Source organism: Candidatus Saccharimonadales bacterium (genome assembly GCA_035945435.1).
Lineage (GTDB): Bacteria > Patescibacteriota > Saccharimonadia > Saccharimonadales > DASZAF01 > DASZAF01.
This window is the reverse complement of the sequence record DASZAF010000020.1, coordinates 26,503-40,773: the sequence shown is the minus strand read 5'-3', so window position 1 is coordinate 40,773 and position 14,271 is coordinate 26,503. Positions and strand designations below refer to the sequence as shown.

The 14,271-nt window shown below is 50.4% G+C and carries 12 protein-coding genes; 4 read left to right on the top strand and 8 right to left on the bottom strand.

All coding sequences use genetic code 11. The features are described from left to right. The 6 genes from VGS28_02595 to VGS28_02570 form a co-directional block, all read right to left on the bottom strand. A partial coding sequence (locus tag VGS28_02595) for a histidine kinase dimerization/phospho-acceptor domain-containing protein (GenBank protein ID HEV2412674.1) occupies positions 1–488 on the bottom strand: 488 nt, incomplete at its 3' end. Then, positions 488–1,171 carry a response regulator transcription factor gene (locus VGS28_02590; protein HEV2412673.1) on the bottom strand — a complete coding sequence of 228 codons (684 nt, stop codon included), beginning with the start codon at positions 1,169–1,171 and terminating at the stop codon, positions 488–490. The genes VGS28_02595 and VGS28_02590, both read right to left, overlap by 1 nt. A gap of 63 nt (positions 1,172–1,234) precedes the next feature. Continuing rightward, positions 1,235–1,852: a hypothetical protein gene (locus VGS28_02585; protein HEV2412672.1), complete on the bottom strand. Its 618-nt coding sequence runs from the start codon at positions 1,850–1,852 to the stop codon at positions 1,235–1,237. A 20-nt stretch (positions 1,853–1,872) separates the two neighbouring features. After that, the gene (locus VGS28_02580; protein HEV2412671.1) at positions 1,873–2,331 is read right to left on the bottom strand and encodes a hypothetical protein; all 459 of its coding nucleotides are present in this window, start codon (positions 2,329–2,331) and stop codon (positions 1,873–1,875) included. Between the two features lie 67 nt (positions 2,332–2,398). Next, complete coding sequence (locus tag VGS28_02575) at positions 2,399–3,127, bottom strand: hypothetical protein (GenBank protein ID HEV2412670.1); 729 nt, start codon at positions 3,125–3,127, stop codon at positions 2,399–2,401. Positions 3,128–3,203: 76 nt separating this feature from the next. Beyond that, positions 3,204–4,421, bottom strand: a complete 1,218-nt coding sequence (locus tag VGS28_02570) for a hypothetical protein (protein HEV2412669.1) — start codon at positions 4,419–4,421, stop codon at positions 3,204–3,206. A gap of 121 nt (positions 4,422–4,542) precedes the next feature. Here VGS28_02570 and VGS28_02565 point away from each other — a divergent pair, with 121 nt between their 5' ends. Together VGS28_02565 and VGS28_02560 are read left to right on the top strand one after the other, a co-directional pair. Next, positions 4,543–5,712 (top strand): MarP family serine protease, encoded by a 1,170-nt coding sequence (locus tag VGS28_02565; protein ID HEV2412668.1) that lies wholly within the window; start codon positions 4,543–4,545, stop codon positions 5,710–5,712. Positions 5,713–5,726: 14 nt separating this feature from the next. After that, positions 5,727–6,251 (top strand): hypothetical protein, encoded by a 525-nt coding sequence (locus VGS28_02560; protein HEV2412667.1) that lies wholly within the window; start codon positions 5,727–5,729, stop codon positions 6,249–6,251. Between the two features lie 6 nt (positions 6,252–6,257). On the opposite strand, the gene VGS28_02555 is transcribed toward VGS28_02560, so the two are convergent. After that, positions 6,258–11,135, bottom strand: coding sequence for a hypothetical protein (locus tag VGS28_02555; GenBank protein HEV2412666.1), 4,878 nt, complete (start codon positions 11,133–11,135; stop codon positions 6,258–6,260). Positions 11,136–11,341: 206 nt separating this feature from the next. Beyond that, positions 11,342–12,217, bottom strand: a complete 876-nt coding sequence (locus VGS28_02550; GenBank protein ID HEV2412665.1) for a hypothetical protein — start codon at positions 12,215–12,217, stop codon at positions 11,342–11,344. Between the two features lie 60 nt (positions 12,218–12,277). On the opposite strand from VGS28_02550, the gene VGS28_02545 reads away from it, so the two are divergent. Both VGS28_02545 and VGS28_02540 read left to right on the top strand, forming a co-directional pair. After that, a complete protein-coding gene (locus tag VGS28_02545; GenBank protein HEV2412664.1) occupies positions 12,278–13,030 on the top strand; it encodes a hypothetical protein in 753 nt (250 codons plus the stop codon). Positions 13,031–13,112: 82 nt separating this feature from the next. Beyond that, complete coding sequence (locus tag VGS28_02540) at positions 13,113–14,240, top strand: hypothetical protein (GenBank protein HEV2412663.1); 1,128 nt, start codon at positions 13,113–13,115, stop codon at positions 14,238–14,240. The last annotated feature ends 31 nt before the right edge of the window (positions 14,241–14,271 follow it).

Sequence of the window (14,271 nt, the reverse complement as noted above, 5' to 3'; positions counted from 1 at the left end):
AGGACGTTTGTAAGTGTAACCAGACGATCAACCTCTTCAAGATTGCTGGTGAGTAGTCTCTGATACTCTGACAATGGTAGCTTGCCATCTCGTAACGCGACTTCAATCTCTGACTTCATAGCCGTCAGTGGTGTTCGAAGCTCGTGTGAGGCATCGGCAGCGAATCTAGTCTGCATTTCATGAGCTTCTTCGATTGGCTCAAGAGTTTGCCTAGCTAGGAGATAGCTGGCGGTCGTAGCGGCTACGAGAACGATCAGGTTGAAGTAGACCAGGTCGACAAGCAACGCGTGCGAGCCGAGATTGTGCTGGCTGATTATCTCGGCTCTGATCTTAGGTACCCGTGGCAGCAGAAAGACCATCTGCTGATGAAGCCGATCGTCAAGTTCGTGCAGCGAGACCTCGTAAAGACTGACACTGAAAAGAATGCTGATAAACATGATGATTAGTGCGTACCAGGCGGTCAGTCTGACTGTAGCCGATTTGAACACTACGAGCGCTTCTCCCCAAGTCGATAACCAAAGCCGCGAACTGTATAGATAAGAGGCGGTCGGTTCTTAAAGGCCCGGTCAATCTTGTTACGAAGATAGCCGATGTAAACCTCAACCGTATTGGGAAGGATATCCGCTTCATCGTTCCAGACATGAGCAATCAGAGCATCTTTCGTAATCAGCTGCCCTTCGTGACGCACCATATACTCAAGAAGCGAGTACTGTTTGCTTGTAAGAGTAATGTCCGTATCGCCACGCCTGACTGCTTTATTGGCAACGTCTATTACCAGATCATCTACTGCAAGAAGGGTTTGGAGCGTCTTCTGTGGTCGTCTGAGTAGCGCTCTAATACGGGCGAGTAGCTCCTCAAACGCAAATGGTTTGACCAGATAGTCGTCAGCTCCAGCATCAAGACCGGCTACCCTGTCGTCTGTCTGTCCCCGTGCCGTCAGGATGAGAACAGGTGTATGAATCTTCTCGGCCCTCAGCTGACGGCAGATCGAGAGACCGTCTTGGCCTGGCAGCATCCGGTCAAGAACAACCAGATCATAGTCAGGATCAAGGGCATACGATAGACCTTCGTCTCCGTTATAAACGACATCAACGGCGTATGACTCTTGCTCAAGCCCTTTCTTAATAGCGTTCGCAATCTTTTGCTCGTCCTCAACAACCAGTATCTTCATATGGCACTATTATATACACCTTGCTAAGAAGGAGCTGAGAGAAAACTGAATCGTCTTAAGTACTTACTGGATGAGGTCACGGGTGCCTGGAAGCATAACTAGAAGGAAGGAAGCAACGAGAGTGCCGAACAGTGTTACGAATGCCATCTTGGTTAGGTTACTTTCGTTCTGTTCAACCAGTCTTAGAGAGGTCGCCGCAATGACGTATCCAGATTGGGACTTGGTGGTAAATGGTTTGATGACAGTTGCCTCACGTACACTATTGTCAGGCTGCCAGGTAATAGCGTCCTCACCCGACGCTGAGGCGCTGTTCAAGGCCGATGTTGGCGGCACAGGCGGAGTGCCGTTCAGCTGTCCAGAGGCGGCAAGAACTTTTCCGCTCTTGTTGGTAACAATGACGACGACATCGAGGCTTTTGGCCATATTAATACCATACGTAGGTGCCACTTCACTAATTGGGGCACCGTTATTGAGTGCCGTTACTGCATCTTCCGCGTATTGAGTCGGTAAGTTATTGGCAGTCTGCCTCATGTCAGACTGAACAGCCACGTAGGTAAAGAGGCTGAGTCCGGTAACGAGGACGGCGAACGGGAGCCAGAGGATGAAGACCTTAGCCATATTGACTTTCGTCATTGGGCTGGCCTTGCTGGTTGCCTGTTTAGGCGTTGACTTTGTTGGCATTGTACTTATCCCTCACTTTCTTACTCCGATTCTGCATTCGGATGTGGTTCTATTCTATGAATATATACCATAACCCAGTGCGCAATCAAAAAGGAAAGAAGCGCAAGGGGTATTTCAACGAGAACTGCGACCAGTATCGCCTGTATCTGCTGGTGGCCATGACGAGAGGTAATGGTATCAAACCAGGCGTCTATCAGAAGCAAGGTACCGAGAGCTGAGGCAAAGAGAACTGCAGCGCTCGATTGACGAGCAGTAGCTATCGTAGTCATGACTAACAAAATAAACATAAGGATGTCAAAACCGGCCCACGCCAGGTCCCAGTGATGCGAGACATATCTATTTGGTAGCTCGTCCGCAAGATAGAAGATCCATGGCAAGAGCAAGACGCTAGCTGACCCGTAAAGCCAAACCACCCAATTCGGAAAGTCAATAAACGGAAATGGCTTCCTGACAATTATCCTATTACTTTTCTGAGCCATGTTTATTTCCTAGCTTATGCTATAAGCATAACAGGGTAAATAAAAAATCACAATCTGAGGAAACTGACTAGCTCAACGTGGCACGAGCCAGTCTCGCAACATGTCCACCCAGCATATGGGCCGCAGCAACTGCCTGCATATAGGCAAGTTGTTCGGATACTTCGACGCCTCGATTGTCATCATCATAAACTACCTTGACCGTCTCACTTGTCACGGCAGGTGAACTTTCTTCGCCCTCGCTAGGACCCGTTGGTGTAACTGTAGGAGGATACCCAAAGTTGACAGCCAATAGACCAAGACGGCTCGCCCCAGAATGCAGTCGATTAAAACCAGGATCCAGCTCGTCACCGGTAACACGAGCATGTGCGAAGACTAAGCTATGTGACGGTAGTGGCTGTACTGCACCCTGTGGAGGAAGAGTGCGGATACCAGGGAATAGCCTGATACTCGTTTGGAGTCTGTCACGATCATCGGGTTGTACGGTCGCAACTAAGAGACTGCCTACGCTATCAGATGCCTGGCCCACCCTAACCCTTAGCGAGTACGTCTCACTTCCCGTGTCAACCGTGCTGCTACCTCCATTGGTCGAGCTCCTGGCTGCGAGAGACATCGCTACGATTCTTAAAGCATCGAGCGGACGACCAAGCCTAAGGCTGAGCCCATGACGGTCATGTGCACCAAACTGGGCTACAACATCACGCGCACCTACAAGAGTTAGATCCTCTAGATCCCTTAGAGCTGCTCTGGTTCTGTCACCTGATGGAAGACGATGCCTATCTATGACAGGTTCAAGCATGACTGAATCTCCGTTTCACTTTTGTTTCATAGTAACGGAGTACTGCCTCTGATACAAGTTTAACGCTGACCCGATATCAAAGACGTGGGTGCGTCAAGCGCCACCAGAATGAAGGAGCTTCGAAACGCTGACCTGAAATAGCGTACGTACTAAACTCGCTCTGACCCAAAATTACGCTCACCTTGCCCACCGTAGATCCGTTTGAAATGGGAATCTTGCTGCTAAATAGGCTGACTTTATACTGCGGTTTCTCGCCAGCCCAGGTCGCCAGTTCAATACCCTGCGCAGCGACAGCTTTGTAGGTGCCGCTCCACGGAGTTGGGTACTCCCCTACCACCTGGCCGGCGTGAACAATCGTCGAGACGCTGATAACTTTTTCTGCCTGTTGGACAAGTGATTCTCCCTGGGCAAGAGCCGCACCAAGATCTTTAGCACCTATAATCGCCCCGACAATGCTGACTGGCATATTATCGAGCGTTTCAGATGATGCCACTACATAGCACCCACCGGCCTGTGGAGTATTCCCCGTCTTAATCCCGATTATATTGTGCTGACCAATTAGTGTGTTGACGTTTGAGACAGTTCCTGCAACCGGCAAGTTAGCTTTGGGCAGAGAAACTATTTGCGTAAAAACTGGATTGGTCATAGCTACGCTGCTTAGTGTGACCAGGTCAGCAGCGGTACTGATGGTTTGTGACGAGAGTCCACTCGCGTCAGAAAAGTACGAATCGTGCATGCCGAGACTGAGGGCATAGTTATTAACGAAAGTGACATACCCACTAGCGGAACCGAACGCCCAGTTAGCAAGAATATCCGCAACGTTATCAGCGGAAGGGAGGAGGAGCGCCTCTAGGGCCTGGTACTCACTCAATTGCTCTCCTGCCACCACCGGTACAACAGAGTCCCCAGCAGCGAGATCGGCTTGGTACGCAGCTACATCCGCGGCTGAGATAGTTATTTCTGGGCCTTGCTCACCAATGTGAAGTGGTCTCTGGTCCAGTATAGCTAGGGCGGTCATTATTTTAGCCGTACTCGCCGTTGGCAGGGCAGTCTGGCCACCGTGAACAGCCAACACACCGGCGTTATTTACAGAGAGGGCGGCTTCAGATGTGACATTTGCCGGCCATGGAAAGTTATTAGTCGATTGTGAAGCTGATGTGTCCAATACGACTGTTGGCGCGAGAACTGGTAGGGGCATACTGTACGCAAAGAGTCCATAGGCTACGACTAGCAAAATAAGGCCAGCAATAGTCACCCTCATCGCTCTCTTTTTGACTGGAGTTTTAGGTATCACGGATAGTATCTCTTACGCTTATTCTACCAGCTTATAACCTATATGGAGTGCATTGTGGCGCCAGTGAAACGTAAGATGATCCTGTATACTAAGTCATAAGCAGATAGCTATTTCAAGAGATATGGACCTTATAGACATCCTCATTATTTTGACTGTAGTGGCGGCAGGTGTTCGCGGGCACCAGGCCGGGTTCTTCCGTGAAGGGCTTTCTTTCGGAGGGTTTATATTGGGAATTATCATCGGTGCAGCCGTAGCGCCATATGTCGCCCACTTTGGCAGTACGCCGTTAACCAAATCTCTCTTGACGTTTGCAACAGTTGTTTTGAGTGCCGCTGTACTGGGTGGTATCGGTGAGACAGTCGGTTTTCGTATCGCCGACCTTTTCAAACAGATCCATCTCCGCTGGTTCGATCAAGGAGGCGGTATCGTGATGGGGGCTTGTGTAGCGCTGCTTTCTGCCTGGATCGTCGGTAACATGTTCTCTAGCAGCCCGTTTGTCGCCCTTAACAGCGAGCTCCAGCGCTCAGTAATCCTTCAAGGCCTCAACAAGGAACTTCATCCACCAACTGCTCTCATTGCACGCATTAAAGGCGAATTTCAAGTCGATGGCTTCCCGCAGGTCTTTACTGGACTTGAGCCGATAGCCCCGGGTCCCGTTCAGGAGCTTGGCCAAGGTCCGGTAACAATGGCAGCCAAGCTCGATGAAGCATCAGTCGTCAAGATCGTCGGTGCCGGCTGTGGCGGTATTAAAGAAGGTACTGGTTTTATAGCCGCCAACAATCTTGTGATGACAAATGCGCATGTTGTTGCCGGTATTGCTCACCCTGAGATAGTCGACCAGAGTGGTTCGCACACGACGACAGTTGTACTTTATGATCCTAATCTTGATATTGCTATCCTTAGAACGTCAGGTTTGACAGGAAAACCATTGTCGCTTCATAACTCCATAGCTGGACGCGGTCAGCAAGGAGTTGTACTCGGCTATCCTGAAGACGGCCCATACACGGCTGATGCCGCAGCCGTTCTTGAAAAGCTGACTGCTGAAGGTCAGAATATCTACGACTCTCAGGAAGTCACACGTGATGTATATTCGCTTCAAACGACGATAAAGCCTGGTAATTCCGGAGGGCCACTGGTCGGCACCGATGGCAGTGTCTGGGGAGTTGTCTTTGCTAGTTCTTCGACTGACTCAAGCATAGGTTACGCCCTTACCTCTCAGGAGACACTATATGACCTTAATCAGGCCATCGGAAGGTACGACCCCGTCAGTACTCAGGCGTGTAACCAATAGGAGGAGCCCGACGTATGCATGAAAAGCTTCGAGATTCATCCAGTTCTAGTCTATTGATGTTTGGCATGATCGCACTGATCGTTATAGCATCTGTCTTTGCCCTTGTGGGTTGGTATTTTTATCAGAGAAGTAGTAATGCCAGCATCCCTCCTTCGGTAGTCCAACAGATCTTGTTCGGTATCTACTACCTGCCCCACGAACTACCCACAGGTTATAGAATAGACCGATCTAGTTATACGGTTCGGGAAGCAACACTTCTATTTGGCGCAACAGATAACCAAGGGGACAATATCGCCTTCAGTGAGCAGTCGGCTCCAGCCAACTTTAACTTCCAAAACTTCTACTCACAGGCCATGCTCAGACCAGTTCGACTACTCGGTACCCCGTTCAACAGTGTCGCTGGCAGAGCACGAAGCAATCAACCTCGTAACCTATTAAGTATCGAGGCTAATGGTACTTGGCTATTAATTACAGCTCCGCTCTCTCTTACAAACGCACAACTGACATCAATCGCTCAGCACATTGAACCTGGTCACTAGAAGTAGCTATCTTTGCAAGTAGGAGCCTGATGCCTGCCACTGGGCCATATAGTCCATCGTTAAGAGCGATACGGCTGTTGTGCCGCTGTTGACTGCCACAACTCCGCTACCAACAGCAGTCGTAGGGATGTCCGTTGTGGTCGTGCTCGACCATAGCGACGTCCCGCCGTTAGCACCATCTGTCCATGCTTGGTAGCTAATCGAGTTACCGGCGCTGTTGACGGTAATGCGCACCCTATACCACGTACCTGCCACAATTGTTTGGGTGGTACCCGTAGTAGCACATGTACTAGCGCTACATGATTGTCCTTCCAGTGTCGTACCGGTAATGTTGATAAACACTCCGTTAGCCGGCGCCGCACCTGAGTTAGTGCCGCTAAATCCAAGGTATTCGGTTGTACCAGAAGTAGTGGTCGGATTGAAAATAGCCTCAAACGTCTGGCCACCAGATGTCATCACACTGCTTGCTGTGTTTGTAAAGAAACGATACCCACTGCTTGCTGTGGTTGATGATTTCAGTATGTCACCGCCAGGATGATTGGCGACGCCCGTGGCCGCTGATACCGTGCCACTACTAATTGCAGCCCCTGCCCAAACGCTTGATGCACCGGTATCCAGGAACGGTTCACTGTAAAACGCCTGCTCTCTCTGGTCGTCTGGATCAATCGAGATACAGTTCTTCCACTCGCCTCCTTCATAACAACGCATGAGGCTATCGCCAACGTTATAGTACATCGCACCATTTAGGCCTGATGGATCGCTACCGGCAGTCGTGTAGTTATTGAGGACGAGTAAAGCAGTACTGGTGTTGCTGCTGGTTGAGCCTACTATAACGCGGCCGTCTGTCGTGTCGACTGTAAAGAGTGCACCAGCCGGGCTGAAGCTATCTACGACAAATGATGTTGTTGAGTTTGCCGATGGGTTTACGAGGAGCGAGTTCGCGTAGTTATCACCGAAAACTGCAGCCGTCTGGGTTCCTGCCGGAAGAGCTGCCTGAAGGGCAGTCTGGGGTGTCCAAGCCCAGGTGTCGTTGGTACTGCTAACATCTTCTGTCGTTGGAGCATAGAAGATGGTCATGTTGGTGGTTGGCAGTTCCATCCATAACTGTTCGACTTCAGAAGTACCTCCAGTTGTGGTGTTGACCGCCATGAAGTCAGCATAACCAAGATCTTCCATAACATTATCCACCTGAAGGTTGACGATAGGCGGGTTGGCTATTGTGCCCGCCTCTCTGATACGCCAAGTCAGCGTCGCTCTGACTGTTGTTGTTGCTGTCCCCTGGTTGCCTGTCAGGTTTATAACGGTCTCGCACTGCGTGTTGACGGTAATGATGGTGCACTGGGCAAGCTCAGTCCATTCGCCGGCGCCACCCGAGCCAGAGTTCGGCGTCGAGAAGCCTGACTGCGTTATGCCACCCCTTACATCCAGAGGAGCGGCTGGAGCGTTTGTGCCGATACCGACATACCCATCAGTAGTGTCAACATCAAGCGTATCGGTACCCCCCGTTTCAACTTGAAATGCGGTCGTAGAGCTGGTTCCCACTTCTGCAGTACCATTAACTGAAAGGGTTTGGCCCAATGAAGCACCCGCACCCACAGTCGTCCGATCGTTCGCTGTGTCGACAAACATATCAGCCGACCCCAAGTGGTTTTCAACCATGAATGCATTGGTCGAGTCGCTGCCGTTTGTCTCAACGACGCCTACTCCATTGATGGTGGTGGTATTATTAGTTCCTGTATTCCCTATATTGACGCTGGTGGCATTAGCGTTACCAATATCGAGAGCAGTGTTGGTAAGAACATCAAATGCCGAAGCACTATCAATATTACCTCCGGCAGTAATAGCAGCAGTAGTCGTACCCCCAGAGTTCTCAACTGCAAACGCGTTGGCCGTCTGGCCGGACCATGCCTGCAATGTCAGGGTCGTGCCCGTTGGGGCAGTGGGAGGGAATGTCGGTCCAGTTGTTGTGCCTGTGTCCGTATATGTCGGGGTTGTTCCGTTTGAGACTATAGCCAGCAGGAGTGAGCCACTCGTGAAGGTATTGGTTGTGTTACGGTATACCTTATAGCCAGTAGCACCGTTAACTTGGGCCCAGGTTAACTTAATCGTGTCATTCCCAGTCGTTGGCGTATCGTTGACCGAACCAGAGGACACCGTCTCATTCAGCCCTTGGTTGTCCGTAGCCGTTACCTCGTAGTAATAGGTGGTCCCTGTCGCCAGTGAGCCACCCGCCACTAAGCTCGGTGTTATCGATGATGGCGCACTTAAATCCAATAGGTTTGTGTTGTTCCCATAAGATACGAGTCCGCCAGAGGGCCCAAAACCACTCTCTGTAGCCCCGTTATTATCCTGGATATTAAAGGTATTCGCCGTCTGGCCAGATTCAGACTGAACGTTCTCGGCCGCTTCACCCGCCACCAATGACTGCACGTCAAAGGCCGGAGTATTCCAGAATGAGCTCCCTCCTTCAACATATGTTACCGCAGCCGTCTCGTTAGTCCGGAGTAGAGATACACCGTCTGCGGCCTCGACGTTAAAGGCGTTGTAGTTGACGTTCGCTCCATTCGAGCCAACGACAAGAAGACCGTTATTCCCATTGGCCGTATTTACTTGGAGAGCTGATGGTACAGTAGCTGCCGCAGTTGTACCAGCGTTAATGTCGACATTGCCATTGAAGGATAGGTGGCCCTCTTCATATGGTTGGAGTGTACCAGTCGCAGTTAACTGAGCACCGTCAACGTAGAAAACACGCGAAACAGCATCGCTCTGATCTATATATAGATAGGTGGAACCCGACGTCGTGCCTGTAAGAAAGGTGCATGAAATCTCTTGGAACTGAGTAGCAAAAGCCGTTTGTGCCGTCGTACAAGTCGTATTTGTACTTCCGTTTTCAGATCTTCCGAGCTCGAAGGTCCCGACAGTACCTGAGTTTGTCTCGACGAAGACCGAGAAGGTATAGGTAGTCGAGCTGGCCAGATTATAAGCATATTCAGCACCATCGTTAGCCGTAGCTGTCGTGGAGACCTTCAGGGAGTTATTACCGAACAGCGCTTTCGTTGATGACTGAGCGATCGTTGCACTCCCCTTTCCCGACCAGCCAGTCGTATTGGTCTCGATGCTTGAGTTAGTGATTAGGTTTGAGTTGGTCGTATCAATGTTAAATAAGTTGTCGCCGTTGCTGGTCTGGACTTCCAGAGCATTCGTCTGGTTAGCAAGAACTGTCTGCAGGTCAAGTGTATTAGCCACTGAGTCGCCATAAGAAGCTGTAGTCTGAGTACCTGCCGGTAAGCTCGCGTTAAGACCTGCTGATGGCGCCCATACCCACTGCACGTTTCCATCGTTAAATGTTGGTGAGAAATATGAGGTTATGAAGTTGATGTTGTACATCATCCAGAGCTGAACAACAGTTTGCGTGCCGTTGTTAGTCGTTGTTACCGTTTCAAAGTCGTTGAGCGTCTGTGCTTCGAGCGCATTATCGACATAGAGCGAGATGAGAGGGGCGCTTCCCATGGCAGCCTGCTGACGTACCCAAGCCGTTACTGTCGACTGTATGATGCTATTCGCGTTATCCGAGCCAGCAATATTGATCTGCATCTGGCAGTTCGTATGTACAACGGTCAGCGTACAGCTCCCTAATTCTGTCCACTCATTTGCACCACTTGACCCAGCGCCGGTTGCCTGCATACCTGTCTGCTGGATGCCGCCCTGTACATCTAGACCTGTGCCTGGGGTAGATGTGTTTATGCCGACACGACCGTTCGTGGTGTCTACATCAAGAACGGTGCCTGTTGTTGATGGCGCGCCCTCAACCTGAAACGCAGTTGTTGCGTTAGTCGAAGTCTGAAAGACGTCTGACCCCTGGTAGCCGAATGTGGCTGTCTTTGCCGCACTTCCATTTACAAGATCGAGAATATCCGCTGTACCTGAAGCGTTACCTTCCAGAGTCCCAGCCACTGAACTACTACTCGCTGCCTGAACGTTAAAGTTACCTGATTGGGTTGTGGTGTTGTTAACGATGTAGCCTGTGCCAGTAAAGTTACAGTTCTGAGTATTTAGACAGACCGTACCTGAGGCGTTCGGGAACTTAATAGTCTGGTTACCAGTCAGAGTGTTGGTCTCGACCTTGAGGCCGAAACCGTCTGTTGTACCATCAGCAAGCTGAACAACGCCAGTGACGTCCTGGGCAGCAGTCGTACTTATGTTGCCAACATTTACATAGCCGTTAGTGGTGTCGACACCGAGCACGTCGTAGCCTGAGTTATTCTCAACGTTAAAAGCGGCTGTCGAGTTCGAGGTATTCTCGAAAGTCGCCGTGCCGGTATTGCCGATCACGGCTGTATCTGCGCCACCCTTCTGTAATTCCAGAATGTCACCAGATGTACCGGTCTTATTAATGAAGATCGAACTGAGGGTACCGCTGTCTACCTGAACCGCGGTAGGGGCCAGCTGGACAAACTGGCTGGCAGTCAGACCGCCGAGTTCACTGGAGTTCTGCGCGTATGGGCTGGCAGTCAGCATTTGGAAAGGAGACATTTCCCCATCCCAGGTGATCGTACCGCTGGTATTCGTGCCGCCGATATTTATCGACAGACAGAGGGTGCTGGTTGTCCAGTTGACGCTCGACCCGAAAGCAGTGATGCTGCCCAGTGGCACAGAGAAGTAACCGTTTTTAACGGTCACCATCGTCGAGTTGTAGGTCCAGTCCTCAGTCCAGTCTAGGGTGTTGCCGCTCGCACAAGCACCGGTGCTCGCGTAAATCTTGAACTCCATGTTGTAGCTACCATCAGCGACGATTGCCCCCGCACTATTAAGCAGCCGCCCCTGGTAGTTTAGATCATTGATGCCACCAGCATTCGCAACGGGGCTACGCGCAACAAAAAACACACAGAATAGAGCACAGAAAATGCCGCCTAAAATATAAGCAACATTACGGCCTGTAACACGTACACACCCCAAGAATCGTGTTTGTTTTTTAATTTTTATTTTTTAACTCCACCGGCTTGCTCTTCTCAGGAACAAGCTTAGTTTGACTTCATGATACCCAAACCATAAGCATTCGTCAACAGTGAAGACACCTCAAGAACGGAAAACTATGCGTTCTCTCTGGTAGCTAGTCGCTTGGTTATAAACACACCGATCAATAATCCTATGACAAGGGCAACAATATTAGTCGCAATGATTGTCTCTTTGAAGGTAACCGGAGCACCTAGTACATGTGTTACGACATTGCTCGGGCTGAGCGGACCGTTCACCAGAAGGACGAACTGCATAAATGCCTCGTGGCCAGCCTTATCCGCTACCTGTATGACGACAGTAAAGTGGCCTGCTTTGGCATACGTATGCTCAACCGTAAATTGGTCTGTATTCTGACGGCTGAAAACGCTCGTTGAACCATCACCCCAATCAACGCTCACCGCGTACGGCGCTACCCCGCCAGCAAAATGGATTGGCAAATAAAACGGTTGGTTAACAAAAATCCCTTCTAGTGAGTATGAGTACTCAATAATGAGAGGACTGGTCGAAGATGAGCAGCTAGTTGACGAACTGTAAAAAACTCCGACAACTGATGATGGGGGACTCGGTTGGTTATTTGAGTTGTATTGATAGGCAACAATGTTGTTCTGGCAGGCTAGAAGATCAATCTCAATCGCAAAGGTGCCGTTTGGCTGGCAGAGACCCGAACCTGCGAAGAGATTATTGCGGTAAATGCCAACTACAAGGCCTGCTGTACAACCACCTTTTACCTCCACTGTCCCAGGCCCAGTAAGCTGCGAGCCATTTACTGGCGAGTCGATTGTTGGCGGCGTAGATGGTGCCGGACCCTTAACAGAACCAGTAATGCTGACCGAGCCGGTCTGGGCGTAGACATAGGCGTAATTTGCAATACCAAGCACTAAGATGAAAGACAGCAACAGCATCAGGGATGCCACTAACTTTGACCGCCGAGTCTCCCCACCAGTTTTCATGGTTGCATTGTAGCATAAGAGAGATAACTGGTTTACAATGGTGTCGTAAAGATGTTGTGGGTGAGTAAAAAACAAAAGACCAGACGTATTTTAAAGCTTGTCTACGTCATCAGCTCGATGTCGCTTCTTTTTAGTACGCCCGCCATGGCAATGAGTTCTGCAAACTACCAGGTCATCGATTCTTTTGTCGGTAACGGCGGCGTAGTCAATGGCAGTTCAGCGCACTATGAGTCAGTCACTACGAACGGATCTGACATCGGAGGCAACGAATCTTCTGGTAACGCATACCAGATCAACAGTGGCGCTATTAGCAGCAAGGATCCTAATCTCAGCTTTGGTGTCAGTACTGGCTCAATTAGCCTCGGCACCCTCCATACCAACTCGACAGCCACCGCCACTGCTGCTTTCACCGTGCTTAACTACACCAGTTATGGTTATACTGTCAGCTTGCTCGGCAACCCGCCAAGCAGCGGGTCGCATACACTTGCCAAAATCAGTGTCGGATCAGCCAACAACTCTTCAGCTGGAACGGAGCAGTATGGTATCAATTTAGAGGCAGATACTAGCCCTTCTATTTCCGGCTCTGCCGCCCCACAACAGATCCCAAGCTCAAGCTTTAGTAATGGTAATGCAGTTGGTAACTACGCTGTCTCAAACGAATTCCAATACAACTCTGGCGATACGATCGCTCAGGCCACTCAAAGCTCTGGCCAGACAAGCTATACGGTCTCCTACATAGCCAATATCTCATCAACAACGCCGAGCGGATCATATAGCGGCGTGGAGACGTTCCTGTGTACGGCGACCTACTAGACTACGAAGTGACGACCATCACAAGCAGCGACGTAGCGAATATAACCTGCTTATGGTAGAGTCGTAGTAATTCATATATAATTTGGGAATTAAGAACATCCGTCACATGTTTAAGAGAAACTTACTGACCACACTCACCTATGTCCTGATGTGCGCATCGTTGATTGTGACAGCTCTCCCTCCTCTAGCGCATGCCGGCGCAACTGGCCAACTGACCTCCCGCAAATTTGCTATGTCAACATCGCAACCAAGCGCAACCGGCGGAACCTACACGTTCACCTTTAATTCGGTAAGTGCGACAACGATCGAGTCGGTCGCCATTGACCTCTGCTCTTCGTTGACGGGTTGTTCTCCGCCATCAACAAATACGCCAACTGGTGAAACGACGACAGGCGCCAGTCTCTCTGGTACTCCGACCGTCCCCGGATCTGGGGGTAGCTGGACGGCAACCGTTTCGACAAATAACTTACTAGAGATCGCAAATGCTTCAAACACGGGCGGTAGCGCAGGTGCTGTCTCTATCGCGTTCACCGGCATCACTCTGCCAAGCACTGCCAATACAACGATCTACGCCGAGATCACGACTTATTCAGCCTCCAACTGGACAAGCCCGCTAGACACCGGTAACTTTGCCTCCAGTACAGAAAATACAGGGGGCATATCCGTTACAGCTTCAGTTTTGGAATCGTTAACGTTCTGCACCGGCACATCAGGGATCACCTCATCTAGCTGTGGTGGCGCAACTGGATCAAGCGTAGCGCTCAGCCCAAGCCCAATCACAACTGCGGCAGTTAGCACTGGCACTTCACAGCTCGGGGCCGCCACAAACGCAGGAAACGGGTACACCATTACATACTCTGGTACCACATTAACGTACGGCTCTAATACCATAACCGGGCTAGGTTCAACAGCTGCGTTGGAGACCCCAGGTTCCTCACAGTTCGGCTTCAACCTTGAGTCCGATACATCAGTAACAGGAAGTGCTAACCCTTCGGGTTCGGGAACCGCAGCCGTAACGGCGCAATACAGTACGGGTGGTGGATCAGGAGCAGCGAAATACGCCTTTAATAGTGGCGATACAATCGTCAGCACCGGGACTGCTCAGCTCTTTAACTTGTTCACAGTGGCCTACGTTGGCAACATCGCCGCCAATACTGCAGCCGGTAATTACTCGACGACGCTAACGTATATTTGTACTGCTAGCTTCTGAGATGATGTAGTTCGTAGTTAGGTGTTTTTAC